27 protein-coding genes are annotated in these 24,845 nt (G+C 33.5%); 26 read left to right on the forward strand and 1 reads right to left on the reverse strand.

Annotated elements, in window-relative coordinates; genetic code table 11:
* Positions 1–4 precede the first annotated feature (4 nt).
* The 22 genes from QNH69_RS05575 to QNH69_RS05680 all read left to right on the forward strand — a co-directional run bounded on the left by QNH69_RS05575 (position 5) and on the right by QNH69_RS05680 (position 21,058).
* On the forward strand, positions 5–364 hold the full coding sequence (locus QNH69_RS05575; protein ID WP_282929573.1) for a prepilin-type N-terminal cleavage/methylation domain-containing protein: 360 nt from the start codon (positions 5–7) through the stop codon (positions 362–364).
* Positions 351–1,070: an A24 family peptidase gene (locus QNH69_RS05580; RefSeq protein WP_282929574.1), complete on the forward strand. Its 720-nt coding sequence runs from the start codon at positions 351–353 to the stop codon at positions 1,068–1,070. Before QNH69_RS05575 ends, QNH69_RS05580 begins: the two co-directional genes overlap by 14 nt.
* On the forward strand, positions 1,067–1,507 hold the full coding sequence (locus QNH69_RS05585; RefSeq protein ID WP_282929575.1) for a prepilin-type N-terminal cleavage/methylation domain-containing protein: 441 nt from the start codon (positions 1,067–1,069) through the stop codon (positions 1,505–1,507). Before QNH69_RS05580 ends, QNH69_RS05585 begins: the two co-directional genes overlap by 4 nt.
* On the forward strand, positions 1,488–1,847 hold the full coding sequence (locus tag QNH69_RS05590; protein ID WP_282929576.1) for a type II secretion system protein: 360 nt from the start codon (positions 1,488–1,490) through the stop codon (positions 1,845–1,847). Before QNH69_RS05585 ends, QNH69_RS05590 begins: the two co-directional genes overlap by 20 nt.
* On the forward strand, positions 1,819–2,349 hold the full coding sequence (locus QNH69_RS05595) for a prepilin-type N-terminal cleavage/methylation domain-containing protein (RefSeq protein WP_282929577.1): 531 nt from the start codon (positions 1,819–1,821) through the stop codon (positions 2,347–2,349). The genes QNH69_RS05590 and QNH69_RS05595 overlap by 29 nt, the downstream gene beginning before the upstream one ends.
* A complete protein-coding gene (locus tag QNH69_RS05600) occupies positions 2,346–2,864 on the forward strand; it encodes a hypothetical protein (protein ID WP_282929578.1) in 519 nt (172 codons plus the stop codon). Before QNH69_RS05595 ends, QNH69_RS05600 begins: the two co-directional genes overlap by 4 nt.
* Before the next feature lie 62 nt (positions 2,865–2,926).
* Entirely contained in the window at positions 2,927–4,117 is a 1,191-nt protein-coding gene (locus tag QNH69_RS05605) for an acetate kinase (RefSeq protein ID WP_044565508.1), read from the forward strand.
* Between the two features lie 72 nt (positions 4,118–4,189).
* Positions 4,190–4,369, forward strand: coding sequence for a 50S ribosomal protein L32 (rpmF, locus tag QNH69_RS05610; protein WP_044565509.1), 180 nt, complete (start codon positions 4,190–4,192; stop codon positions 4,367–4,369).
* 45 nt (positions 4,370–4,414) lie between these two features.
* Positions 4,415–5,392 (forward strand): phosphate acyltransferase PlsX, encoded by a 978-nt coding sequence (plsX, locus tag QNH69_RS05615; RefSeq protein ID WP_282929579.1) that lies wholly within the window; start codon positions 4,415–4,417, stop codon positions 5,390–5,392.
* Positions 5,389–5,613: a phosphopantetheine-binding protein gene (locus QNH69_RS05620; protein WP_044565512.1), complete on the forward strand. Its 225-nt coding sequence runs from the start codon at positions 5,389–5,391 to the stop codon at positions 5,611–5,613. The genes plsX and QNH69_RS05620 overlap by 4 nt, the downstream gene beginning before the upstream one ends.
* Positions 5,613–6,326 (forward strand): ribonuclease III, encoded by a 714-nt coding sequence (gene rnc, locus QNH69_RS05625; RefSeq protein ID WP_044565513.1) that lies wholly within the window; start codon positions 5,613–5,615, stop codon positions 6,324–6,326. The genes QNH69_RS05620 and rnc overlap by 1 nt, the downstream gene beginning before the upstream one ends.
* On the forward strand, positions 6,319–7,401 hold the full coding sequence (locus QNH69_RS05630; RefSeq protein ID WP_282929580.1) for a radical SAM protein: 1,083 nt from the start codon (positions 6,319–6,321) through the stop codon (positions 7,399–7,401). The genes rnc and QNH69_RS05630 overlap by 8 nt, the downstream gene beginning before the upstream one ends.
* Positions 7,402–7,406: 5 nt before the next feature.
* On the forward strand, positions 7,407–10,898 hold the full coding sequence (gene smc / locus QNH69_RS05635; protein ID WP_282930192.1) for a chromosome segregation protein SMC: 3,492 nt from the start codon (positions 7,407–7,409) through the stop codon (positions 10,896–10,898).
* Between the two features lie 42 nt (positions 10,899–10,940).
* Positions 10,941–11,417, forward strand: coding sequence for a peptide deformylase (gene def / locus QNH69_RS05640; protein WP_044565518.1), 477 nt, complete (start codon positions 10,941–10,943; stop codon positions 11,415–11,417).
* Positions 11,410–12,339, forward strand: a complete 930-nt coding sequence (gene fmt, locus QNH69_RS05645) for a methionyl-tRNA formyltransferase (RefSeq protein WP_282929581.1) — start codon at positions 11,410–11,412, stop codon at positions 12,337–12,339. Before def ends, fmt begins: the two co-directional genes overlap by 8 nt.
* Positions 12,339–13,619: a 16S rRNA (cytosine(967)-C(5))-methyltransferase RsmB gene (rsmB, locus tag QNH69_RS05650; RefSeq protein WP_282929582.1), complete on the forward strand. Its 1,281-nt coding sequence runs from the start codon at positions 12,339–12,341 to the stop codon at positions 13,617–13,619. Before fmt ends, rsmB begins: the two co-directional genes overlap by 1 nt.
* Position 13,620: 1 nt before the next feature.
* Positions 13,621–14,646, forward strand: a complete 1,026-nt coding sequence (gene rlmN, locus QNH69_RS05655) for a 23S rRNA (adenine(2503)-C(2))-methyltransferase RlmN (RefSeq protein ID WP_282929583.1) — start codon at positions 13,621–13,623, stop codon at positions 14,644–14,646.
* A 2-nt stretch (positions 14,647–14,648) separates the two neighbouring features.
* Positions 14,649–15,371, forward strand: coding sequence for a Stp1/IreP family PP2C-type Ser/Thr phosphatase (locus QNH69_RS05660; protein ID WP_282929584.1), 723 nt, complete (start codon positions 14,649–14,651; stop codon positions 15,369–15,371).
* Between the two features lie 10 nt (positions 15,372–15,381).
* The gene (gene pknB / locus QNH69_RS05665; RefSeq protein WP_282929585.1) at positions 15,382–17,346 is read left to right on the forward strand and encodes a Stk1 family PASTA domain-containing Ser/Thr kinase; all 1,965 of its coding nucleotides are present in this window, start codon (positions 15,382–15,384) and stop codon (positions 17,344–17,346) included.
* Entirely contained in the window at positions 17,343–18,212 is an 870-nt protein-coding gene (gene rsgA, locus QNH69_RS05670; RefSeq protein ID WP_282929586.1) for a ribosome small subunit-dependent GTPase A, read from the forward strand. The genes pknB and rsgA overlap by 4 nt, the downstream gene beginning before the upstream one ends.
* Positions 18,206–18,868, forward strand: coding sequence for a ribulose-phosphate 3-epimerase (gene rpe / locus QNH69_RS05675; RefSeq protein ID WP_282929587.1), 663 nt, complete (start codon positions 18,206–18,208; stop codon positions 18,866–18,868). The genes rsgA and rpe overlap by 7 nt, the downstream gene beginning before the upstream one ends.
* 69 nt (positions 18,869–18,937) lie before the next feature.
* On the forward strand, positions 18,938–21,058 hold the full coding sequence (locus QNH69_RS05680; protein ID WP_282929588.1) for a catalase: 2,121 nt from the start codon (positions 18,938–18,940) through the stop codon (positions 21,056–21,058).
* Positions 21,059–21,137: 79 nt separating this feature from the next.
* Here the strand turns inward: QNH69_RS05680 and rpmB are convergent, their stop codons facing one another.
* Entirely contained in the window at positions 21,138–21,326 is a 189-nt protein-coding gene (gene rpmB, locus QNH69_RS05685) for a 50S ribosomal protein L28 (protein WP_044565528.1), read from the reverse strand.
* 144 nt (positions 21,327–21,470) lie between these two features.
* Between rpmB and murB the strand changes: the two genes are divergently transcribed.
* Genes murB through whiA form a run of 4 tightly spaced genes read left to right on the forward strand, consistent with a single transcriptional unit; the run spans position 21,471 to position 24,842 of the window.
* Complete coding sequence (gene murB / locus QNH69_RS05690; protein ID WP_282929589.1) at positions 21,471–22,373, forward strand: UDP-N-acetylmuramate dehydrogenase; 903 nt, start codon at positions 21,471–21,473, stop codon at positions 22,371–22,373.
* Entirely contained in the window at positions 22,373–23,221 is an 849-nt protein-coding gene (gene rapZ / locus QNH69_RS05695; RefSeq protein ID WP_282929590.1) for an RNase adapter RapZ, read from the forward strand. The genes murB and rapZ overlap by 1 nt, the downstream gene beginning before the upstream one ends.
* A 1-nt stretch (position 23,222) precedes the next feature.
* The gene (locus QNH69_RS05700) at positions 23,223–23,939 is read left to right on the forward strand and encodes a tyrosine-protein phosphatase (protein ID WP_282929591.1); all 717 of its coding nucleotides are present in this window, start codon (positions 23,223–23,225) and stop codon (positions 23,937–23,939) included.
* A gap of 9 nt (positions 23,940–23,948) precedes the next feature.
* A complete protein-coding gene (gene whiA / locus QNH69_RS05705) occupies positions 23,949–24,842 on the forward strand; it encodes a DNA-binding protein WhiA (protein ID WP_282929592.1) in 894 nt (297 codons plus the stop codon).
* Positions 24,843–24,845: the final 3 nt, after the last annotated feature.

Here is a 24,845-nt window from a genome sequence, read left to right on the forward strand (position 1 = left end):
TTATATGAAAAATAAAAAGAAGAAAGGTTTCACCCTTATTGAACTTGTCATAGTTATTGCGATAATTGGCATACTTGCTGCCATAGCTATACCAAAATATCAGCAATCTAAGAAACAAGCAGCAATTTCTGCCCACAAAGCCAATGTACATATGCTAGAATCAGCAGCTACTATGAGATTAGCCGATGGGGTTGATAAAGATATAACCTGGCCAGATGGAGAAGAAAAAGAGTACGTTCAAAGTTGGCCAAAAGTACCAGATGCCTTAAAAAAGGAATTGGGTGAAAACTATACTGTAACAATAAAAACGAATGGTGATATAGAAGTAAAAACAGAAACTGAAACGGATAATGCTGCTAACTAAAATTTTTATATTTATTATAGGGAGCACTTTTGCTTCCTTTGCAAATCTTGTAGTTTTAAGAACTATCAGGGGTGAAAGTATAGTTTTTCCTCAAAGCCACTGCGATTCTTGTGGCCATAGGCTAAGGGCAAGAGACTTAGTCCCTATATTATCCTACATTTTTCTAAGAGGCAGGTGCAGGTATTGTAAAAGCAAAATTCCTCTAGAATCTTTTATGGTTGAACTTATCCTAGGGCTAGTATTTGCGATAATTTTTGATTATTCAAATATTCTAGGATCTATTTTATTGTTTTTTGGCCTAATGCTTGCCCTTATTATAGCCTTGATTGATTTAAAGACATACGACATCTATATGGTCCAAGTTGGTATATTATCAATAATTGGACTTATTTATAGGTACCTATATATTGGCTTTGATATAAAATTTGTCTATATTATTTTAGGCTTTGCTATTAGCTATTTGTTGATTTATTTAATATCCAAAGCTGGGATTGGGGATGGAGATATTTATTTTTACCTAGCCATATTCCTATTTCTAGAAAATGACTTAATAATACGGTTCGTTCTTATATCAATCTGGCTTGGGGCAATCTATGGAATATCTATATTTTTAAAGTACAGGTCCTTAAAAATTGAAATACCTTTTTGTATTTTTATTTTTATGGCTTTTTTAATTATAGTCTTATTTAGAGGTTATCCGATATGAAAAAACGTGGCTTCACCCTAATAGAGTTAGTAGCAGTTCTTGGGATAATATCTCTTGTAAGTGCTATTGCAATTATGAGATTTAACATAATCGACAATTTCAAGGCAAATATAGAATTGCAAACGTTGATAAATGACTGTGATTTTGCCAAGATGAAGGCCATAAGTACAGGGGAAGATTACTTATTAATATTTGATAAGAATTCTTATAGTGTTTTAGGAGCTTCCAAGTATTTAAATGACGCAGAAATAGAAAGAAATTTAGATAATATTTACTTTTCTTCTTATAATAGTGAGAAAAAAATTCGATTTAATAAAAGTGGAACAGTTACGTATCCAGGTACGATAAAAATCAATGTACCTAAAGGTGCTGATGACGATAAGCTAGTAGAATTAAGAGTAAGGGTTGGTTTGGGTTATGTTAGGTACAAAAAATAAAAAATTAGGATTTACTCTAATTGAAACTATTATTGCCCTAGGATTTTTAGCCCTTATTGCTATGTTTTTACTCCCGGCATTAAGTAAGCTCAATGAGAATTCTAAGAAATTTAAGGACCAGGCAAAAATAGTCTACGCCCTCCAAGCAGCTATTGAAGAGGAGAAATCTTTTTCGGATAGCCCATACGGATCGAAGTTGGTAAATATTAATGGCTATGATATTTATATTGATAGACAAAGTTATAGGGAGAATTTAGATTATATAAGAGCAGAGTATGAAAATTTTGAACTTGAGGTCATAGAGGTGGTAGATGAAAAAACGTGGTTTTACACTAATTGAACTTCTTGCAAGTCTTGCTATAATTTCTGTCCTAATCTTGGTAGTATCTTCACTATTTTCTATTGCTATAAATCTAACAGAAAAATCTTATGAAAATGAGCTTGATTACAAGGAATATTCCTATGCCTGCCTTTATGTGGATAATATAGTAAGAAGTGCCTATAAAATTGATCTACTAGATGAGCCAAATGGTGTGACTAATTTTGTGGCCTATGTTAAAAATCCAAATGAAGGAGGACAATTTGATACTTATGTTTTTGATTTCAAGCAAAATTCGCATAGCAACGGTGAACTTGTGGTATATATGAATAATATTTCAACTGAAAATAGCGATACTAATATCATTAGCCAAAATGGCAAAAACCATTCGCCATCAAAAATATCAAAGTGCCAATCTGCCAAAATCACATACGAAGAAGGCAATATCATACATATATTAATCAATGAAAATAGCCAAAAGTTTAGATACGAAAGCAAGATTTACTTGGGGAATAGACTATGAAAAAGGCATTTATCTCAGTTTATACTCTTCTAGTTCTATTTATTATCTCCTTGACCATCACCTATATCTACAACCAGCAGAAAAACTCTGCTTCCTATGCCAAGGGTCTATATGAGAAAAAACAAGCCCAATATTTGGCAGAATCTATTATGAATACTTTTATGGAAGAAAATAGCGACCAAGTAGCTGAGATTATTTTAGATGATTATGACAAGAAAAGTGAGGAGGATGAGAATAATGAAGAAGATAGTAAAAAAACAAAAAAGACAACAAAGTCTATAGGGAATAAGAGATATAAATATGATAATAGTACTTATACGATTAATATATCTAGAGTAGGCCATTATTATAGAAAAGAAATTGATGGCTTATATCTTATTTTTCTAGACAATGTAAGTGTTGGCGATTCAAAGGCTGATAGTGAAATATATATAAAAGTTTTTGATAAAAAAGACGAAAATGATGAAGAATTTGACAAAAATCGTCTAAGAATTGAAATAAGACATACATATTAGCTTTGTAAAAAGTACTTATTTGGTATAATACATATAGAAACTTAAAAATAAAAGGAGCCAAAATGAAAATTTTAGTAATTAACTGTGGATCATCTTCACTAAAGTATCAATTATTTGACATGGAAAATGAAGATGTATTAGTACAAGGACTTGTTGAAAGAATTGGAATCGAAGGAAGCCGTCTAGTTCAAAAAAAAGATGGTGACAAATATATCATCGAAGAACCAATGGCAAACCATACAGAAGCTGTAGGACATGTTTTTGACGCCCTAGTAGATAGCGAAAATGGTGTAATATCAAGCCTTGATGAAATCGATGCTGTAGGACACAGATTCGTTCACGGTGGAGAAAAAGCTACAAAATCAGCACTAATCAATGATGAAGTAAAAGCTATCATCGAAGATTCTGCAAAATTTGCGCCACTTCACAACCCAGCAAACCTTATGGGATTAAAAGCTTGTGAAGAACTTCTACCAAATGTACCAAATGTAGCAGTATTTGATACAGCTTTCCACCAAACTATGCCAGCAAAAACATTCCTTTACGGTATTGACTACAAATACTATGAAGAAGATGGCATTAGAAAATACGGATTCCACGGAACAAGCCACAATTATATTACAAATAGAGCAGCAGAATTACTTGAAAAACCAGTTGAAGAAACAAATATCATCTCAGCTCACCTAGGAAATGGTTCATCAATTACAGCAGTAAAAGATGGTAAATCTTTTGATACAACAATGGGACTTACACCACTTGAAGGTCTGGTAATGGGAACAAGATCAGGTGACCTAGACCCAGCTGTAGTAACATACATCGAAGAAAAAGATGGTGTTTCTGCAAGTGACATGAACAATATCCTAAACAAAGAATCAGGTGTACTTGGAGTATCAGGAGTAAGTTCAGACTTTAGAGACCTAGAAGATGCAGCTAAAGAAGGCAATGAAAGAGCTCAAGTTGCCCTTGATATGTTTGCTACAAGAGCAAAGAGATACATCGCAGGATACATGGCAGAAATCGAAAAAGTTGATGCTATAGTATTTACTGGTGGTATAGGTGAAAACTCAATAGAAATGAGAGCAGACATCCTAAAAGGTTTTGAACAATTTGGCATCAAAATTGATCCTGAGAAGAACAATGTACGTGGTGGAGAACATGTGATTTCAACTGATGATTCAAAAGTTAAAATCATGGTTATAGCTACAAATGAAGAGCTTATGATAGCAAGGGATACTAAAAATTTAGTTAAATAATTCTCTTGACAAGAAAGGGCACTCAATATATAATATTAAAGATTGCTAAAACTGATAAGAGGAGGTGTAAGGATGGCAGTACCAAAGAGAAGAACATCAAAAACAAGAAAAAACAAAAGAAGAGCCTCAGCTTATACTTTGAATAGATCAAATTACGTTGAGTGTCCAAGTTGCCACGAGCCAAAACTTCAACACAGAGTTTGCCCAAACTGTGGAGAATATAAAGGCGAAGCAATAATTGATGCTAATTAAGGTAGTGTTTTTGCACTATCTTTTTTTATACCCAAAAGAGGATATATGAGAATACTAATTGACACCTATGGAGCAGATGCTGGTTGCAAAGTTATTGTCGATGGAGCAATACTAGCAAAAGAAAAAAGAGACTTCACACCTGTCTTTTTAGGTAATGAAAAAGAAATAAAAGAAAATATTAACGGTAGGATTTCTGATTATGAAATAATACCTACTGATAGCTTTATATCAAACGATGAGGACCCAGTAAGAGCCATTAGAAGAAAAAAGGATGCATCCATAGTCCTAGCTTATGAGAAGTCAAAAGAAGAAGGATATGATGGTCTAGTATCTGCAGGATCTACTGGAGCCTTGCTTGCTGGTGGACTTTTCCTAGCTGGTAGAATAGAAGGTATAAAAAGAGCCTGTCTTGCAGCAAATATCCCTTCTATAAATGACAATATTTGTCTACTTATGGATACTGGGGCAAATATGGATTGCAAGGCAGAATTCTTATACGAATTTGCCCTAATGGGTTCAATCTACCTAGAAAATACAATGGGAATAGCAAATCCAAGTATTGGACTTTTAAATGTTGGAGTAGAAGAACATAAGGGAAACAAGCTTACAAAAGAAACATATGCTCTATTAAAGGAAAGCAAACTAAACTTTGTAGGCAATGTAGAATCAAGAGACCTATTTACTGGTAAGGTAAATATTCTTCTTGCGGATGGTTTTGATGGAAATATCGCCATAAAAACAGCAGAAGGAGTATTAAAGCTTATGGGATCTCAAATAAAATCAACAATTTATAAGTCCACAAAAAATAAAATTGCTGGAGCCTTATTAAAAAATGACCTCAAGGCTATGACCAACAAATTTTCATCCGATGAAGTTGGAGGAGCTCCACTTCTTGGGGTAAAGTCTTATGTATATAAGGCACATGGAAATACCAATGAACTTGCATTTTCCAATGCTATTTTAGGATTAATGAATTATATAGAAAGAAATACAATTGAAAAAATCGAAGGAGAAATAAAATGATTAGAGACGAACTAATAGCTTTAGCCAATGAAAATCTTGACATTGACTTTAGTGAAATGGAAATGACTACAAAGTTATCTGATTTGGACATTGATTCAATCGATATGCTAGATTTCATCATGCTTATTGAAGAAAAATTTGAAATAGAATTTGAAGAAGATGAGCTAGACGAGATAGAAACCCTTGGCGATATCGCTGAACTTATAGAAAGCAAAAATTAATGGGACTAAGCAATATTAGACTTGCCCAAATAAAAGAATTTGAAGATAGGATTGGCTACACTTTCAATGATAAAAAGTTGATCGATGTAGCCTTTACTCATTCATCCTTTATAAATGAAGCCAAAAAGGGTGCAAAAAGCAACGAAAGACTTGAGTTCTTGGGGGATAGCGTCCTAGATATGGTTGTAAGCGAGATTTTGTTCAAAAATTACAACAACAAACCAGAAGGCTGGCTAACCAAGACCAGATCAAGACTTGTATGCACAGATTCTTTTTCTAAGGCGAGCGAAAAATATGATTTGACCAGCTTTTTAAACTTTGGTAAAGGAGAAAAAAAGCAGGGTGGCAAATTAAAAAAACACGTAAAAGCTGACACATTTGAAGCAGTTTGCGCTGCCATTTACCTTGATGCGGGTTATGAATTTTTGTATGACTTCTTGGTAGAACATTTTAAAGAGGAAGCCCTTGAAATAATAGAGGATGATTCACTTTTTAATGATTATAAGACCAGGCTGCAAGAGTATTACAATTCCCATGGCAAGAAGATTTTAAAATATACTCTCATCAAAGAAGAGGGGCCAGAGCATGACAAGCTATTTACCATGGCTGTTAAAGAAGGAAATAGAACCCTTGCAACAGGTATGGGCAAAAACAAGAAAAAAGCTGAACAAGATGCTGCAAAAAATGCTTATGAGATGATAAAAAATGGCTAAGAAAGAATATATTATTCCAATATTTATACCTTTTTTGGGTTGTCCGCACGATTGTGCCTTTTGCAACCAAGTAAAAATCACAAATTATAAGGACAAGATGGAACCATCTAAGGTCATTTCTGAGATAGAAAAAAATCTAGCCTATTTTCCGGCAAATGACAATATAAAAGAAATTGCTTTTTTTGGTGGATCATTTACGGGACTTGATTATGATGTGATGACTGGCTACTTAAAAATAGCCAAAGAATACAAGGAGAAGGGAATTATTGATAGAATCAGACTTTCGACCAGACCTGATTATATAAATAATTTCATTCTTGACACACTAAAAGACTACGGAGTAGACATAATTGAGCTTGGTATCCAATCCCTAAGCCAAGATGTCCTAGATGCCAATGAACGTGGCCATAGTGTAAGTGCAAGCAAGGATGCATCTCAATTAATAAAATCCTATGGAATAAAACTAGGCCATCAAATAATGCCGGGCCTTTTTATGGACAGTAAAGAAAAGATGATAAGTACGGCAATAGAATCTATAAAAATAGGACCAGATATGGTGAGGATTTATCCTACCTTGGTTATCAAAGATACCAAACTTGCCTTTCTTTATGAGGCTGGAATTTATAAGCCTTTAGACCTTGATGAGGCTGTGGAAATATCAAGCGAAATAGCTATGCTATACATGTATAAAGGCATAGATATTATTAGGATTGGCCTACAGCCTACAGAAAATATTAACGAAGGCAAAGATGTCATAGCCGGACCTTTTCATCCAGCCTTTAGGCAGCTTGTGGAAGCAAATATTTATAGAACTTACCTAGAAGAAATTATTTGTGATGAAGAAATAGAAGATGAATTGACTATCTTTACCAATGATAGGAATATTTCTTTGATAGCGGGAAATAATAAGTCAAACAAAAAATATTTTTATGATAAGTACAAAATCAAAATCAAATTCAAGTCGTCCAGAGACCAATACATTCTTTATAAGGATAAGAAGATTGATTTTGATCTGGACTTATTTATTAGAAATTATGTAGAAAAAAACTACGGTGGTGATTTACTATTAGATTAGAAAGTATTGAACTTAAGGGATTTAAGTCCTTTGCAAACAAAACTACAATAAAATTTGATAATCAAATAACTGCCATAGTTGGACCAAATGGCTCTGGTAAGTCAAACATTTCCGATGCCATAAGGTGGGTTTTGGGTGAGCAATCAGCCAAATCCCTTCGTGGTGGCAAGATGAATGATGTTATTTATCAGGGTGGGGAGAAGAAAAGTCCTCTAAATCTTGCCGAAGTTAACCTTACATTTTCCAATAAAGACCATAGCCTAGACATTGACTATGACAAAGTTGTAATTACCAGAAGGATTTTCCGAGACGGTGAAAATGAATACAAAATCAATGGCAAGAAAGTTAGACTAAAAGATATCAGAGAACTTTTTCTTGATACAGGTATAGGCAAAGAAGGCTATACCCTCATCGGCCAAGGCAGGATTGATGAGATTATAAGTTCATCAAACCTAGAAAGGCGTGCCATCTTTGAAGAAGCTAGTGGTATATCAAAACACAAGTACAGGAGAGATGAGGCGGTAAAAAAGCTTGATAGGGTTACTGAAGACTTGGAAGTTATTGAATACGAGTGGGAATATAAGTCCAAGGACTTAGAAAAGCTTAAAAATCAAGCGGCAAACTACCAAAAATGGCAAGAATTAACCAGTGATTTGGATTTTAAATCATATTCTTACTTTAAAAATAAATCTCAAAAATTATCTGAAAAAATAGATCAGACAAATAATAAGATTGACGAAATTTCTGGTATTTATAAGGAAAAATCTCAAAGGCTCAAAGAGCTAAACAAAAAAAGCCAACCTTTTGAAATAGAATATCAAGAATTGACTTCTGACATTGAAGCTTATCAAATGAAGCTAAGGAGTCTAGAAAGAAATGTGGAGTCCGCAAAAAATAATTTGGATTTGAACAAGCAGAAACTAGACTATACCCAAAAAGATTTGGATAGGATTAGCTTAAATTTTGGTCAAAATGATAAGAAAACCCAAGCTTTGAAAGCTGACCTAGATTTGGAAAATAAGAATTTAGATGAGAAAAATGCCCTAATAAGTGACCTGAAAACAAAAATTGCTGATAATGAAAGTGAAATTCTAAGCATAAATCAATCAATTGATGAAAAGTCTACTATCCTAGCAAAGAGAAGAGAAGAAAAAGATAAGCTAGACAAGATAATTTATGACTATGAGATTACAAGCAAAACAAGGGAAATCTTGGAGCAAAAACGTAGCCAGGAAGATAAGGAAAAGAAAGAAAAATTAGATCAAATTGACAGCGAAATAGAGCTTATAACAAAAGACTTGGATGCTTATAAGAAAGATAATGAAAACTTACTAGCCGAAAACCTAAAACTAAAATCTGCTATAGAAAAGTTAAACGATGATTTTGAAAAAGATTCTATAGCTATCAAGACTATAGAAAATGATATAGGCAAGAATAATATTGAGCTAAAGACAGCCATCAATGAATATAAGTTTAACAAAAATTTGATTGAAAGAAATGAGGGCTATTTTTATTCAGTAAGTGATTTTTTGAATAAAACCAAGCACTTATCCCATCTTTATGAGGATACCCTTGCAAATCTTATTACGATTAACAAAGGATATGAAGAAATAATCGACAATTTGATAGGAAGTGCCCTACAAAATATAGTTACCAGAACTAAGGATGAGACAAGAGATTTAATAAATTTTGTCAACAAAAATCATCTAGGTAGGATAACTTTTCTACCAATTGATTCCATAAAGTCCTATAGGAAAAATAAGCCAAATGAGGCTGAAGTCATAGCAATGGCCTATGAACTTGTTTCTTATGACAAAAAGCTAGAAGATATAATATATCACTTCCTAGGATCAACTGTTGTAGTGAAGGATATAGACCAAGCTATAAGCCTTTCCAAGAAAATCAATGGTTATAGGATTATAACCCTAGACTTGGATGTGATAAATAGTTGGGGATCTATGGCAGCAGGTTCCAATAAAAACAAAAAATCTAACACAGGGATTTTAAATCGTAGGCAAAAACTTGAAGAAAGTAAAATAAATATCCAAAATCTTCGTTCTAAGGCTATGACAATGGATAATGACCTAAAGTCCCTCTATAAAAACATAGAGGAAACAAAGACAAAGATATCTACCTCAAACCAAGCTTTTGCTAAAAACCAAGAAAAAATTAGTGATGTAAAGTCAAATATAACAAATCTCAATTACAAGATTGAAAACCTATCAAGTCAAAAAACTGACCTAGAAGTTAAACTAGGAAATGATCTTGACAAAGTAGAAGACATTGATATTGAAGCTTTAAAAGATAAACTTAGCAAGCTAAATATTGTGGATTTGGAAGAAGAACTTAAAGCTCTTGAAAGTAAGAAAAGTGATCTTTCTTTAGTGCTTGCAACAGATAAAAACTCCCTTGAAAGCCACAGCCGTGATATCAATATGCTAACAAATTCTATAGGAAAACTTAAAGATGAGCTAAGCAACTTGACCTATAGCCAGAAATACGAGTCAAAATCTAAGGCGGAAAACATATCTTTGATTGAAAAAATCAAAAAAGAAAATGATACTTATATAGAAAGCATCAAAAAGGCAAAAGTAGAGATTGATGATATTAATATCAATTTAAGCAAAGGACAAGCAAAGCTAAAAGAAATAGAAAGCGAAAATCAAAGTCTAATCAAAGATTTAAAAAATATCGAAGAAGAGATTTCAAATATTAATCTAGAAAAAGTTAAACTTGACTATAGCCTTGAGGGATACAAAAAAGATTATCAAAATCTAAGTGATGAGATTGAACCTTTTATAACAAAAACCATAAGTGAACTCGAAGAATCCTATAAGGATAGAGAAATTATATCTGCTAATAAAAATGATTTGGTAAATTTACAAAAATCTATCAATAATATAGGATATTTTACTGCTGATTCATTAAAAGAATACGAAGAAATCAAAGAGGAATTTGACTTTACTAATAAGCAACTTAAGGATTTGAAGGAATCAAAAGAGAACATCATCCAAATGATAGAATCTCTAGAAGTAGAAATGAAAGAAGAATTCAAAAAGAATTTTGAAATCATAAATGAGAAATTTCAAAGGATATTCCAAACTCTTTTCATTGGAGGTGAGGCTAGGCTAAAGCTTGATAACGAAGATGAGTTACTTGCAGGCGTTGATATTATAGCAAGACCACCTTCCAAGTCTTTTAAATCTATATCACTATTATCTGGTGGAGAAAAGGCACTTACTGCAGTTGCACTTTTGTTTGCAATATTTGAGACCAATCCAGCACCATTTGCAATCCTAGATGAAATAGATGCCGCTCTTGATGAGACAAATATCAAAAGATATATAGAGTATTTGAAACTACTATCAGAAAATTCTCAGTTTATCATGATAACCCATAGGCAAACCACCATGCAATTGGCCGAAAAGATTCACGGCATCACAATAGACGATGATGGTATAAGTCAGATATATTCCATTGACTTTGAAGAAAATTGAAAAATCAAGGGCAAAAAGTAAAATATAGGCAAAGGAGAGTCTATGGCAATTAGAAATATTAGAATTGAAGGCGACCCAATACTTAGAAAAACTTCTAAAAAGGTCCCTCAAATTACAGATAGAATTAAAATATTACTTGATGACATGGGCGAGACCATGTATGCAGCTGATGGCGTAGGCCTTGCAGCTCCTCAAGTTGGTATATTAAAACGCGTGATAGTTGTAGATCCACGTGATGAAGAAACTGGTCTAGTTAAACTAGTAAATCCAGAGATAATAGAAGCAGATGGAGAGCAAATTGGAGTTGAAGGATGTCTTTCAATACCAGAATTTAACGGCACAGTTAAAAGACCTGAGCATGTTAAAGTAAAATACTTAGATGAAGATGGTAATGAAAAAATCTGGGATGCTCACGGCTTTCCAGCAGTAATACTTTCCCACGAAATAGACCACTTAGATGGTATTTTGTTTAGGGATAAGTATATAGATGAGGTTAAATACGACGTTGAAAATGCTTAATATATGTTTTATGGGGACTCCAAAGTTTGCTGTGCAGACTTTGGATGTTCTTTATAATGATGAAAATTTTGATGTAAAGCTAGTAGTAAGCGGGAAAGATAAGAAGAGATCAAGAAATAAAGTTACACCTACTGAGGTCAAAAAATATGCCACTGATCATGGCATAAATGTAGTAACCCCTGATTCAGTAAATACAGAAGAATTTGTAAATGAATTAGAAAAACTTAATATAGATTTTATAATAGTAGTTGCCTTTGGACAGTTGATAGGTGGCTTGTTATTAGAAAAATATAAAGACAAAATAATAAACCTCCACCCGTCAATCCTCCCAAAATACAGGGGAGCAGCTCCTATGCAATTTACCTTGCTAAATGGAGAGAAACAAACATCTCCAACAACTATGCTAATTGAAAAGGGCATGGATAGCGGAGACATATTAATGCAAGAGATAGTAGATGTGGATATCAAGGATGACTACTATAGCTTAGAAGAGAAAATGTCAGAATATGGATCTAAGGCTATAAGAGATACACTTATAAACTTTGATGAGCTTTATAAAAATAGAATCAAACAAGACCATGAAAAGGCTACATTTACCAAAAAAATCACCAAAGAAATGGGCAAGATCAATTGGAATGATGATAGCCTAAAGATTTACAATCAAATCAGAGCCCTGATAGATTATCCAACAGCTTACTTTGCATACCAAGATAAAAATGTAAAAGTTTTGCAAGCGGAAATTTTAGATTCTTATGATCCAAATTCAGGATATGTCTATGAAGCAGATAGCAAAAAAGGCATTATTATTGGAACAGGAGATTCTGCTATAAAGATAAAGAGACTTCAATTCCCTGGCAAAAAAGCTATGGATACAAAAGCATTCTTGATGGGCAATGACTTTGAAAAAGGAATCACTCTTTGATGAATGAATTTGAAATACCTTTAAATATTCTATATAAGGTCCTATACCAGGATCGAAAATCAAACGAAGAGATAAATCTTTATGCAAAAAAGACTGACAATCTGCCTTTAGCAACAAAGATTGTCTATGGAGTATTAGAAAATAAAATTTACCTTGATTATATGATTAGGAAGCTTTCTAATATAAGGCTTAAAAAAATCAACCCTAAAATCCTAATAATTCTAGAGATGGGGATCTATAATATTCATTTTCTAGAAAAAAAGGACTATGCTGTAGTTAACGAACTGGTTAACCTAACAAAGAGTGTGGATAGGAGATCAAAGGGTTTTGTAAATGCGATTTTGAGAAATTTTATAAGAGATGAAAAAGAAATTGCAACTATTTATGAAAGAGATGACATAAAAGCCCTATCGATTAGATATTCCTTGCCAGAAGACCTAACAAATTATATTTACCAAAATTATGGCATGGATTACACCAAAAAATTTTTAAGATATATAAATAGTGAACAAATTATATCTATTAGGGTAAATAATCTAAAAACAAATAAGGAAGACTTAAAAGAAAAACTCGAAGAGTCTGGCTACAAAATAGAAGATGGGAAAATTTCAAAAAACGCCCTTAGGATTTTAAATCCAGCGGGATTAGCTGAAAGTAACGAATTTAAAGATGGACTTTTTACCATCCAACAAGAATCTTCTATGAAAACCATAGAAGTCTTAGATCCTAAAAAAGGTGCAAAAATTTTAGACTTATGTGCAGCGCCAGGCACCAAAACTTCATATATTGGTGAATATATTGAAAATGATGGAGAGATCATTGCTAACGACCTATTAGAACAAAAGCTTTCCCTAATCAAAGAAAATATTGATAGATTAGGACTAAAAAACATAGAACTTACATCTTTTGATGCGGCCATATTGCAAGATAAATACGTTGATAGCTTTGATTATGTCCTAGTTGATGCACCTTGTTCTGGCCTTGGGGTTATGGGAAGAAAAGCAGAAATACGTTATAATAGAAGTATCGAAGATATAAAAACCCTAGCTAAACTTCAAAGGGATATTTTAGCTAATGCAGTCAAATATCTGAAGACTGGAGGAAAACTTTTATACTCTACTTGCACTATAGGAAGTATTGAAAATAAGGCTAATTTTGAATACTTAAGGTCTATGAATGACCTTGAATTGATACCTATAGATGGCAAAGATTATATAGAGTATGTAAACTTTGAGGATGAAACTGACGGATTTTTTATAAGTGAATTTAAGAAGATATAATATGAAACAAAGTATAAATGACAAGACAATTAAAGAATTAGAAGATATTTTCCTAGAAAAAGGCTATCAAAAGTTTAGAGCCAAACAGGTTTTTAGGCAAATTCACGTAAATAAAGTCAATGATTTTAGTAAGATGACTGATCTTTCTAAGGATATGAGAGAAAGTTTGTTGGGTGAATTTGAAATCGATAAGGTGAGCCTACTCAAAACTTTTGAATCAAAGGTCGATTCTACTAAAAAATATTTGTTTGAACTAAAAGATGGCAATATCATTGAAGCAGTTTTCATGGACTATAAGGATAGAAAAACCATATGCATCTCATCACAAGTTGGTTGTAGGATGGGATGTACTTTCTGTGCTTCCACAAAAAATGGCCTAGAAAGGCATATGACAGCCTCAGAATTAATAGAAGAAGTTTACAGCCTTGAAAGATTAAATGGAGATATCAACAATATTGTAATAATGGGTATTGGCGAGCCATTAGATAATTATAAGAATATTACAAAGTTTTTAGAAATTATCACAGATGAAAATGGTAGAAATTTATCTCACAGATCAATCACCTTGTCTACATCTGGCTTAACTCCAAAAATATATGACCTTGCTGATTCTGGCCTTGATGTAAATCTTGCTGTAAGTCTTCACTATGCAACAGATGAGAAAAGAAAAAAATATATGCCCGTTGCCAAGAAGTATGATATAAAGGGACTTATCAAAGCAACTGATTACTATCTAGATAAGACAAAAAGAAGAGTATCTTTTGAATATGTTGTAATAGATGGTGTCAACAACCTTGATAGCGATGTCGATAATCTCAAAAAACTTCTTAAGGGTAAAAATATACATATTAATCTTATCCCATTAAATCCAATCGAAGAATTTAAGCATGGTAAGACAACAAATAAGATTATAAATGATTTTAAGGAAAAACTTACAAGAAACGGCCTAAATGCCACAGTTAGATACTCTATGGGCCAAGATATAGATGCTAGCTGTGGACAGCTAAGGAATAACTACGCGAGGTAATGATGAAATTTAGTACAATTTCCAACATTGGAAAGGTTAGACAAACAAATGAAGATTCCTACGGAAATGTTTCTATAGAAAACTATGACTTTTTTGTGGTTGCCGATGGTATGGGTGGCCACAGCGATGGAGAGGTTGCAAGCAGCTTAGCATGCACTTCATTTACTGATTTTATAGAAAACTCTAAAGTCGAAGACTTTGATAGCATTGTAGATTTTCAAGAAAAAGCAATACTCTATGCCAATAATGAAGTTTATAAGTTAGCTACAGAAAAAAACGAAAAAATGGGCACAACTGTAGTCTGCCTTTGTATAGACTATACAGAAAATATCCTACACATTGCCCATGTTGGTGATTCTAGAATTTATTTATTTAGAGCCGATGAGCTTATCCAACTAACCAAAGACCACTCACTAATTAATGAACTTATAGATAGTGGTGCTCTTAACGAAGAAGAAGCAAATCACTTTGCCAATAAGGCTGCAGTTACAAGGGCAGTTGGAGTGAGTGCTGATATTATGCCAGATAATAAATCTCTAGCATATGAGAAAGATGACATAATCTTGCTTGTGACAGATGGGCTTACCAACGAGCTTGAGCCTAAGGATATTGTTGAAGTAATCAAAAATTATGATGATGTTTTTGACATTTCAATGAATCTGGTTGATATGGCTATTGATAAGGGTGGCCGAGACAATGTGACGGTTACTACTGTTAAGATCTAAGAGGGTAGTTATGGAAAAATTAGTTTTAGACGGAAGGTATGAAATTATAGAGCAAATAGGCGTAGGAGGTATGGCCAAAGTTTACAAGGCCAAGGATAGACTCCTGGACCGATTTGTAGCTATCAAGGTTCTTAAAGACCAATACGCAGAAGATAGCGAATTTCTCAAAAAATTTAATAATGAAGCCCAATCTGCTGCCAAACTATCCCATGTAAACATTGTAAATGTCTTTGATATAGGAGAGGACCTATACAAGGGACAAAGAATATATTATATAGTAATGGAATATGTGGAAGGTCAAACTCTTAAGGATTTGATTTTATCAAAGGGTAAGCTATCTAACCAAGAAATAATAGATTATTCTGTCCAAATAGCCAAAGCTCTTAGGATGGCTCACAATGCTGGGATAATCCATAGAGATATCAAACCTCAAAACATTCTAATTGATAATTATGGTCTACTTAAAGTAACCGATTTTGGTATAGCAAGGGTTTCATCAAATGCTACGATAACCTACACTAGTTCCATTCTAGGAACAGTCCATTATATTTCACCAGAACAAGCCAAGGGCAATATAGTTGACGAGAAGAGTGATCTTTATTCCCTAGGTGCTGTAATGTATGAGATGGCAACTGGCAAAGTACCATTTGATGCTGATAACTCTGTTGGCATTGCTCTTATGCATATACAAGATGAACCAGTTATTGCCAAAGAACTTAATCCAGACCTGTCAGATCATCTAAATTATATAATAATGAAGCTTCTAAAAAAGGAAGCATCAGAAAGATTTTTAAATACTAGAGAATTGATAGATGCATTGGAAGATGAAGATTATATTTATGACCAGGAAGATCTTTCAGAAACTGCTCCAATCCCAATAGTTGTTCCAAAAGATAAGGTTACTAGCAAAGTTTACCAGCAAAACTACGATGAAGAAGAGGAAAAGGAAAAAGAAGCAGTTTATGTTTCAAATCCTGACAAGAAAAAATCTTCCAACAAGGATAAAAAGGCAAAAAAACTTTGGCCACTTATAATTCTAGCCTTAGTTCTAGTAGCAGCGGTGTATTTTTTAAGAAACAGGACTAGCAGTAAGCAAATCGAAGTACCAACGGTATTAAACCTCAATCAATCTCAAGCTATAAATGAACTTGAAAGAAGAGGGCTAAAGGCAAATATCTCACTAACAGAAGAAAGTGATGAATACGAAATTGGCAAGGTAATGAGCCAAGACCCAAGCCCAAACACCAAGGTTGACAGAGGGAGTCAAGTCAACTTAGTCATAAGTAAAGGCAGGGAAGTCGAAGTTCCAGACCTTAGAAATATGACCATAGCCCAGGCTGAAGAAGTCCTAAAAGAAGCTGGCCTTAGACTAGGCCGTACTATGACACAAAAAAGCGACAATGTAGATAAGGACCTGATTATTAGCCAAGATCCAAGATCATATAGCAAACTTCAAGCTGGAAGTGAAATAGATGTTACAGTAAGTACTGGTCCAGATGGCAGAGTTGAAACTATTGAAGTTCCAAATGTCCTTGGTCACACTGAACAAGATGCCAGAGCTATTTTAAGCCAAGCTGGTCTAGCTCTTGCGAATGTCAACTACTACAATAGTGACAATACACAACAAGGACTTGTAATGAATCAGTCAATAGCAGCAGGTACAAGAGTTGCCAAGGATTCTCAAATAGAGATATCCATTTCAACAGGTCCAAAAGAAGAAATTCCAGAAGAAAATGATATAAAAGATGTCGAACTAAGAGTTGAAATAACAGAGCCAAAAGACCAATACAATGTAGTAGTTTACGATATAGTAAACGGTCAAAGAGGCCAAAGCATTTATAGTGGAACACAAACTTATGCAGAAGTTGAAAACAATGGCGGAGTGCTCATAGTAAACGTAAGAGCAAGCGTAGGAGCCTATCTAGAAATAGTTGTAGATGGTCAATCCTACGGAGTAACTGCGGTAAATCAATGATTGGTAAAATTATAAAAGCACAAAAAGATCTCTACTATGTCAAAAGCAAAGACGAGATTTATATGTCAAAAGCAAGGGGGAATTTTCGCATAAGGGGGATTAAGCCTCTTGTTGGCGACAATGTTAAGATAGAATTAACAGAAGATAATACAGCCTACATTACACAAATACTTGATAGGCAAAATGAAATCAAAAGGCCAAACATTGCAAATATAGATCAAATGTTAGTTTTTGTAACTATCACTGATCCACCTTTGAATTTATTTAATCTTGATAAGTATCTGGCTATGTGCGAACATGAAAACATTGATGTTGTAATTATAATATCCAAAATCGACCTTACAACTGATGAAAAAATTGATCAAATAATTGATATATATGAGCCTCTTGCCTATAGAATAGTAAGTATAGATAATTATAATGATTTTCCAATGGATGTGATAATCCCAATATTAAAAGGAAAAACTTCGGCAGTTTCAGGAGCCTCAGGAGTTGGTAAAAGCACATTTTTAAATAATCTTGTAGAAAAAAATATAGAAATTGGTGAGATTTCCCAAAAATCAAAGAGGGGGAAGAATACAACTCGTCATACAGAGATTTTTGCCATAGATGAAGATACCTTTATCTTTGATACTCCAGGCTTTGATAGTTTTGATTTTGATTTTATAGAAGATGAAAATCAACTTAAATATACTTTTAGGGAAATGAAAAACGCAAACTGTAAGTTTAAAGATTGTAATCATATAAATGAGCCAAATTGCCAAGTGAAAGAGTCCTTAAAAGAGGGTGAGATTTCACAAAACAGGTATGATAATTACAAAATGTTATTTAATCAATTGAAAGAAAGGCGAGAAAACAAATGGTAGAACTAGCTCCTTCAATATTATCTTGTAACTTTGCAAACTTAGAAGAAGACATAAAAAAAACTCAGGGAACAGATTTAAAAATGCTCCATGTAGACGTTATGGATGGAATATTTGTTCCAAACATTTCTTTTGGCTTCAAGGTTATAGGAGATCTTAGAAAGATTACTGATTACTATTTTGACACTCATCTTATGATCGAAGAGCCAATCAGATACATCAAAGATTTTAAGAAAGCAGGTGTAGATAGACTAACAATTCACTATGAAGCTTGCAAAAACCTTTATGAAACTATAAAGGAAATCAAAGATAATGGTATGGAAGTTGGTCTTACTTTTAAACCAGCAACTGATATGAACCTAATGCTTCCTTACCTTGATAAGATTGACTTGTTGCTTGTAATGAGCGTAGAACCAGGCTTTGGAGGTCAAAGCTTTATGGAAGATTCGCTTGATAAAATCAGATTTTTTAGAAAATACATAGATGATAATAATCTAGATGTAAAAATCCAAGTGGATGGTGGGATCAAAACTACAAATGTCGATAAGGTAATAGATGCAGGTTGTGATATTGTTGTAGCTGGTTCAGACGTTTTTGCTAGCGATATAAGAGAAAAAATAAATAAATACTACCAAATATTTAAGGAAAAGTCACTATAATTAGTGGCTTTTTTTTAATTAGGGGTAAATATATACAAACAAATTGTTAATATATTGGAAGGAGATAAAATGACAAAAAAAGAGAACAAACATGATTTTAAGAAAGCACCTCTAACTCCTCCAGGATTAGATAAGGTTAAAAAAGTAGCCGATAATGCTAAGCAAAAAGATTTAAAAAATAATAAAGTTGATAACAAAGGCAAGGCTTTTACTACAAATAAAGGTCTAAAAATGGCTGAGGATGAATTTTCATTAAAGGCTGGCAGACGTGGACCAACTTTATTGGAAGACTTTCATCTAAGAGAAAAAATTATGCACTTTGACCACGAAAGAATTCCTGAAAGAATTGTCCATGCCCGTGGTGTAGGTGCACATGGCGTGTTTAAATGTACAAAAGATATGAGCGAATACACTAAGGCTTGTCTATTTACTGAGGAAGGCAAAGAGACTCCACTATTTACTAGAATTTCTACAGTAGCAGGTTTTAGGGGCTCTACAGATACACCTCGTGATGTTCGTGGCTTCGCTCTCAAATTTTATACAGAAGAAGGCAACTACGATATTGCAGGAAATAATATGCCGGTTTTCTTCATCCAAGATGCTATCAAGTTCCCTGATTTTGTTCATGCAGTAAAGCCAGAACCAGATACTGAAGTACCACAAGCTCAGTCAGCTCACGATACATTTTGGGATTTTATAAGCCGCAACCAAGAATCAGCACATATGACTATGTGGGCTATGAGTGATAGGGCAATACCACTAAACTTAAGAATGATAGATGGCTTTGCTGTTCACACCTTTAGATTTGTTAATGCAGAAGGCAAGGGAACATTTGTTCGTTTCCAATGGAATCCACAACTAGGTGTTCATTCTAGAGTATGGGATGAGACCTTGAAAGTATCAGGGAATGATCCAGATAGCCAAAGAAAAGATTTGTACGATGCAATAGATGAGGGCAACTATCCAGTTTGGGACTTCTGTGTCCAATTATTGCCAGAAGAAAAAGAATTTGATTTCCCATTTGATATCTTGGACCCAACAAAAGTATGGCCAGAAGAAGATATACCAAAAATAAAAATTGGTGAAATAATTTTAAATAGAAATGTTGATAACTTCTTTGCGGAAACTGAACAAGTTGCCTTTAACCCTGGCAATATTATTCCTGGAATCGACTTTTCAAATGATCCACTTCTTCAAGGCAGACTTTTCTCATATACTGATACCCAACTACTAAGACTTGGTGGACCAAACTTTGCTCAAATTCCAATAAACAGACCAATCGCAGAAGTTCATAACAACCAAAGAGATGGTTGGCACCAACATATGATTAATCAAGGACCAGTTTCTTATCAAAAATCTGCTATCGACGACCAATCACCATATTATGAAAGTGTTGAAAATGGTGGTTATGAACATTACCAAGAAAAGGTTGACGGACAAGTTATCAAAGACCGTGACGATAGCTTCAGAGATCACTTCTCCCAAGCAACAGCATTTTATAATTCACTATCAAAAGTTGAACAAAAACATATTATTGATGCATTTTCTTTTGAACTATCAAAGGTAAAAAGAGAAGAAATCAGACAAAATGTTGTAGATATGTTTGCCAATGTTGATAAGGCAATGGCAGAAGAAATTGCAAAAAATGTTGGAGCTGATAAGCCAGATGCCAAACGTGGTTTCGACCCTGTAGGAACAAAACCTACAAAAGAAGCAAAATCAGTTAAAATGCCTGAATTTTCTCAAGAAAATACTATCTTTAAGCCAGATACACTTAAAGTTGGCATATACTCTGATAATGACGATGACTTTGACTTCAAAAAACTTGTAAAAGCTATAAAAGCTAGTAAGGCAAAGGCAGAAATCATACAAGGCAATTTAAATAAGACCAAAGATGGTTTGATGGTAAATCATAGATATGAATCAATCCATCCAGTACTAGAAGATGGGCTAATCATAGTAGTTCCAGAAAAACCAAGCCATGATTTTATGAAAAATGTAGGCGAGTTTGCAGATGAAACCTTCAAACACTACAAACCATTATGGATTATAGGAGATCCTACTGATATTCTTAGTGAAGATAAGCAAAAAGGCGATGGTGTAATGGTTACTAAGGATGGTAAGGATATCGATAAATTTATAGAAAACTTAAGTAAACAAAGATTCTGGGATAGAGACGGATCAAATTAGTTAAAAAAATACCACTAGGCGGGAAAAAATCCTACCTAGTGGCTTTTTATTTTGAATTCAAAATAAAAAAAGCATTATATTATGCTTTTTGTACTTTTCCAGATTTTAAACATTTAGTACATACGTTGATTGATTTTGGAGATCCATCTACTATAGCTCTTATTTTATGCACATTTGGTTTAAAAGTTCTGTTAACATTTTTGTGTGAGAAAGTAATAGTATTACCTGATTTTGTACCTTTTCCACAAATATCACATGCTTTTGCCATATAAACACCTCCTAGCTTTTTACAATTAATCTTTATTATTTTACCAAATCAGGAGTGAAATTACAAATTTTTTTATATCAGATAAGTATTTAAATTAAGGTATAGTAAATTATAAGATTTAATTTATTAAATCTAGGAGGACGTATGGATTACAAATCTATCTACGAGGGTAAGGACTTTGGGGATATTTCCTTTGGTACAGCTCTCAAAGATTACACAACTTGGGGCATCGGTGGACCAGCTGATGTGCTAGTTAAAGTAAATAATGAAGAACAATTAAAAAATCTTTTGATATTTAATAATGAAAACAATATAAAAACAACCGTAATAGGACTTGGATCAAATCTTCTCATAACAGATAAGGGTATAAGGGGATGTGTCTTAGTCTTAGCCGACAATTATGATGATATCAAGCTTAATGGAACTGAGATAACAGTTCTTGCGGGTACTTCACTAAATAAAGCAGCAAAATATTCAATTGATAATGGCCTAACCGGTATGGAAGAAATTTCTGGTATACCAGGGTCAGTTGGTGGAGCAGTTTCTATGAATGCGGGCGCCTATGGCAAGGAAATCAAAGATGTTTGCATTAGTGTAAAAGCATTTGACCTAGCTGGCAATGAATATAATTTTACTAATGATCAAATGAACTTTTCTTACAGACATTCAAAAATATTTGACCAAGATCTCATAGTTTCTAGTGCTACTTTTAAATTACAAAACGATGATAATAATGAAGCTTTGGAAAAGTATGAAGACTATACAAATAGACGTGAGACTAAGCAGCCACTAGATAAGAAATCCGCAGGCTCTACTTTTAAAAGGCCAGAAGGCTCATATGCATCCAAGCTTATTGATGAGTGTGGACTAAGAGGTTACAGAGTTGGAGATTGCCAAGTTAGCGAAAAGCACTGTGGATTTATCATCAATGCAGGAGAAGCTACTAGTGCTGATATGCTAGCCTTCATAGAAGAAGTTGCAGGCATTGTTTATGAAAAAACAGGTTTTAAGTTAGAACGTGAGGTTAAATTAATCGGAGACTTATAATGAAACTTAAGATAATTACTGGTTTAAGTGGATCTGGAAAGACAACTGCCCTAAGGGCTTATGAAGATATGGGTTATTATGCTATGGACAATTCTCCAGCATATTTGATTGAGAAATTCATAGAACTAAATGAAACTCAAGCAAATCCTATTGAAAAAATGGCAGTTGTAATAGATTTCCGTTCCCACAATATAGATAGCGATATGAAACAATCTTTTCTAAATCTCAAAGAGAAGAACAAGGATACTGAAATTATATATATTTATTGTAATGATAGTGTGCTTTTGACTAGATATAATGAACATCGCAGACCTCATCCACTGGGTGAATATGGTAATGTAGCAGATGGTATAGAAAAGGAAAAAGAACTCTTAAAAGAAATAAGGCAAATATCTGATAGATTCATAGATACCAGTAATTATAATGCAAAAGAACTTAAGAAAGTTATAGAAGACTCCGCATCTAACGAGAACAATATGATAATAAATCTCTTATCATTTGGCTACAAGTATGGGGTTAGCGAGGACTTTGACTTTGTCTTTGACGTAAGATTTTTGCCAAATCCATTTTATATTGATGAGCTTAAGCCGCTTAATGGAACTGATGAAAAGCTTAAGGCTTATTTGGACCAATTTCCTATAATTGATGAGTTTTTGGATGATACTTATAAGTTATTAACAAAACTAATTCCAGAGTTTAAGAACCAAGGCAAAAATACCCTTACCATTGCAATTGGATGCACAGGGGGCAAGCACAGGTCAGTTTACATTGCCCAAGCTTTGTATGAAAAAATGAAAGATGATGACTATATATTAATTATGAAACACAGAGAAAAGGATAGGTGGTAAAATGCAATATTACAAAAGACTACCCTTAGAAGATGTAAAAAATGCTAGGGAACTTGGTGGAGTACCAACCATGGATGGCAAAGTCACCAAGTGGGGCAAATTTTTGAGGACAGCAACCCTCGATGATATAAAAATTGATGATATTAAAACATTAAAAGACTACGGAGTAGAATCTATAATTGACCTAAGAAGAGCAGGAGAGATTCCCTTTGATAGCAAGTCACATGAGCTGATCAAAGAAAACTTCAACTACAATCATATTTCTCTAGCTCCATCTGAAGAATTTCGCAAGGAAGAAATACAACAAATTATCAATAAAGAAGTATCTATTGGTTCTACTTATAGAAATCTTATAGACAATTATCCTAAGATTAAAGAGATTATGGAAGTATTTGCAGCAACCGATGGCATAAGTCTATTTCACTGCCAAGAAGGCAAGGATAGAACAGGCATTATTTCCATGATTTTGATGGGTCTTGCCAATGTTGGTAGATCTGATATTATTGCAGATTATGAAGTTTCATCAGCCTACCTTGGATATATAGAAAGATATGATGAAAATGAACCATATTCTGTATTTAGGATTACCAACCCATATTATATGAAAGAAGCTTATGAATACGTAGCACGTAAGTACGATTCTTTTGAAGAATACCTAGCTTATGCGGGAGTAGACGAAAATACTATTAATAAGGTTAAGAAGAAATTATTAGACTAGGTGGCCAAAATGTCTTTTTCAAAAAGATGTAAAAAAGAAGTTTTAAAAAAAGATCCTATAGATGCTCATGCTGAACTACTTACATTTTTTCAGTATATTTCTAGTATAAGAATTTCAAATGCTAGTTATCAGGTGATTTTTAAGACTTATTCAAATACCATAGCAAGATATATCTACAATCTAATCAAAAAAGTATACGATTATTCGCCAATCTTTGAGATAAAAGATATGGATAAGGATAGGTTGTTTTCAGTAATCGTCGAAGATGAATCCCTTTCAGAAGAACTCATGGATGCTTCTAATGAGTTTTTTATAAATAAGGATTCTTATTTGGAAGATGTATCCCTTGATGATATAAAGTCATATCTTAAAATTGCCTTTGTGTTGAAAGGATCAGTAAACGACCCTCAAAGAGGCTATAATCTTGAGCTTTCAACAAATTCTATTGAAGAATCTATACTAACAAAAGAATCTATGGACATCTTTGACCTAAAGCCTAAAATTAACGACAAGGGAGAAATCAAAGTAGTATATCTAAAAGATTCAGATAAGATTTCTGACTTTTTGGCTATAATTGGTGCCAATAAGTCCTTGTTTGAGCTTGAAGATGTTAGAGCCATGAAGTCAATTAGAAACAACATCAATAGGCAAACTAATTTTGATAAGGCCAACATTGACAGAACTGTGAATGCATCACTAAAGCAAGTAGATGCCATAAAGGCTATATTTAAAGCTGGTATGATGGATGTTTTGTCAGCTGAGATGAAAGAATTGGCTGAGCTTAGACTAGTAAATCCCTATACTTCTATAGAAGAATTGGGACAAATGTTAGATCCGCCTATGAGCAAGTCCAAGGTTAATTATAGGTTACAGAAATTTATTAAGATGGCTGAAGATTTGTGAAAA

This window comes from Anaerococcus sp. Marseille-Q7828, from assembly GCF_949769285.1.
Taxonomy (GTDB): Bacteria; Bacillota; Clostridia; order Tissierellales; family Peptoniphilaceae; genus Anaerococcus.

What these genes read in the sequence shown, in the direction of transcription:
- QNH69_RS05575 (WP_282929573.1), top strand. Translation starts at nt 5, where the DNA reads ATGAAAAATAAAAAGAAGAAAGGTTTCACCCTTATTGAACTTGTCATA.
- QNH69_RS05580 (WP_282929574.1), top strand. Translation starts at nt 351, where the DNA reads ATGCTGCTAACTAAAATTTTTATATTTATTATAGGGAGCACTTTTGCT.
- QNH69_RS05585 (WP_282929575.1), top strand. Translation starts at nt 1,067, where the DNA reads ATGAAAAAACGTGGCTTCACCCTAATAGAGTTAGTAGCAGTTCTTGGG.
- QNH69_RS05590 (WP_282929576.1), top strand. Translation starts at nt 1,488, where the DNA reads ATGTTAGGTACAAAAAATAAAAAATTAGGATTTACTCTAATTGAAACT.
- QNH69_RS05595 (WP_282929577.1), top strand. Translation starts at nt 1,819, where the DNA reads ATGAAAAAACGTGGTTTTACACTAATTGAACTTCTTGCAAGTCTTGCT.
- QNH69_RS05600 (WP_282929578.1), top strand. Translation starts at nt 2,346, where the DNA reads ATGAAAAAGGCATTTATCTCAGTTTATACTCTTCTAGTTCTATTTATT.
- QNH69_RS05605 (WP_044565508.1), top strand. Translation starts at nt 2,927, where the DNA reads ATGAAAATTTTAGTAATTAACTGTGGATCATCTTCACTAAAGTATCAA.
- rpmF (WP_044565509.1), top strand. Translation starts at nt 4,190, where the DNA reads ATGGCAGTACCAAAGAGAAGAACATCAAAAACAAGAAAAAACAAAAGA.
- plsX (WP_282929579.1), top strand. Translation starts at nt 4,415, where the DNA reads ATGAGAATACTAATTGACACCTATGGAGCAGATGCTGGTTGCAAAGTT.
- QNH69_RS05620 (WP_044565512.1), top strand. Translation starts at nt 5,389, where the DNA reads ATGATTAGAGACGAACTAATAGCTTTAGCCAATGAAAATCTTGACATT.
- rnc (WP_044565513.1), top strand. Translation starts at nt 5,613, where the DNA reads ATGGGACTAAGCAATATTAGACTTGCCCAAATAAAAGAATTTGAAGAT.
- QNH69_RS05630 (WP_282929580.1), top strand. Translation starts at nt 6,319, where the DNA reads ATGGCTAAGAAAGAATATATTATTCCAATATTTATACCTTTTTTGGGT.
- def (WP_044565518.1), top strand. Translation starts at nt 10,941, where the DNA reads ATGGCAATTAGAAATATTAGAATTGAAGGCGACCCAATACTTAGAAAA.
- fmt (WP_282929581.1), top strand. Translation starts at nt 11,410, where the DNA reads ATGCTTAATATATGTTTTATGGGGACTCCAAAGTTTGCTGTGCAGACT.
- rsmB (WP_282929582.1), top strand. Translation starts at nt 12,339, where the DNA reads ATGAATGAATTTGAAATACCTTTAAATATTCTATATAAGGTCCTATAC.
- rlmN (WP_282929583.1), top strand. Translation starts at nt 13,621, where the DNA reads ATGAAACAAAGTATAAATGACAAGACAATTAAAGAATTAGAAGATATT.
- QNH69_RS05660 (WP_282929584.1), top strand. Translation starts at nt 14,649, where the DNA reads ATGAAATTTAGTACAATTTCCAACATTGGAAAGGTTAGACAAACAAAT.
- pknB (WP_282929585.1), top strand. Translation starts at nt 15,382, where the DNA reads ATGGAAAAATTAGTTTTAGACGGAAGGTATGAAATTATAGAGCAAATA.
- rsgA (WP_282929586.1), top strand. Translation starts at nt 17,343, where the DNA reads ATGATTGGTAAAATTATAAAAGCACAAAAAGATCTCTACTATGTCAAA.
- rpe (WP_282929587.1), top strand. Translation starts at nt 18,206, where the DNA reads ATGGTAGAACTAGCTCCTTCAATATTATCTTGTAACTTTGCAAACTTA.
- QNH69_RS05680 (WP_282929588.1), top strand. Translation starts at nt 18,938, where the DNA reads ATGACAAAAAAAGAGAACAAACATGATTTTAAGAAAGCACCTCTAACT.
- rpmB (WP_044565528.1), bottom strand. Translation starts at nt 21,326, where the DNA reads ATGGCAAAAGCATGTGATATTTGTGGAAAAGGTACAAAATCAGGTAAT.
- murB (WP_282929589.1), top strand. Translation starts at nt 21,471, where the DNA reads ATGGATTACAAATCTATCTACGAGGGTAAGGACTTTGGGGATATTTCC.
- rapZ (WP_282929590.1), top strand. Translation starts at nt 22,373, where the DNA reads ATGAAACTTAAGATAATTACTGGTTTAAGTGGATCTGGAAAGACAACT.
- QNH69_RS05700 (WP_282929591.1), top strand. Translation starts at nt 23,223, where the DNA reads ATGCAATATTACAAAAGACTACCCTTAGAAGATGTAAAAAATGCTAGG.
- whiA (WP_282929592.1), top strand. Translation starts at nt 23,949, where the DNA reads ATGTCTTTTTCAAAAAGATGTAAAAAAGAAGTTTTAAAAAAAGATCCT.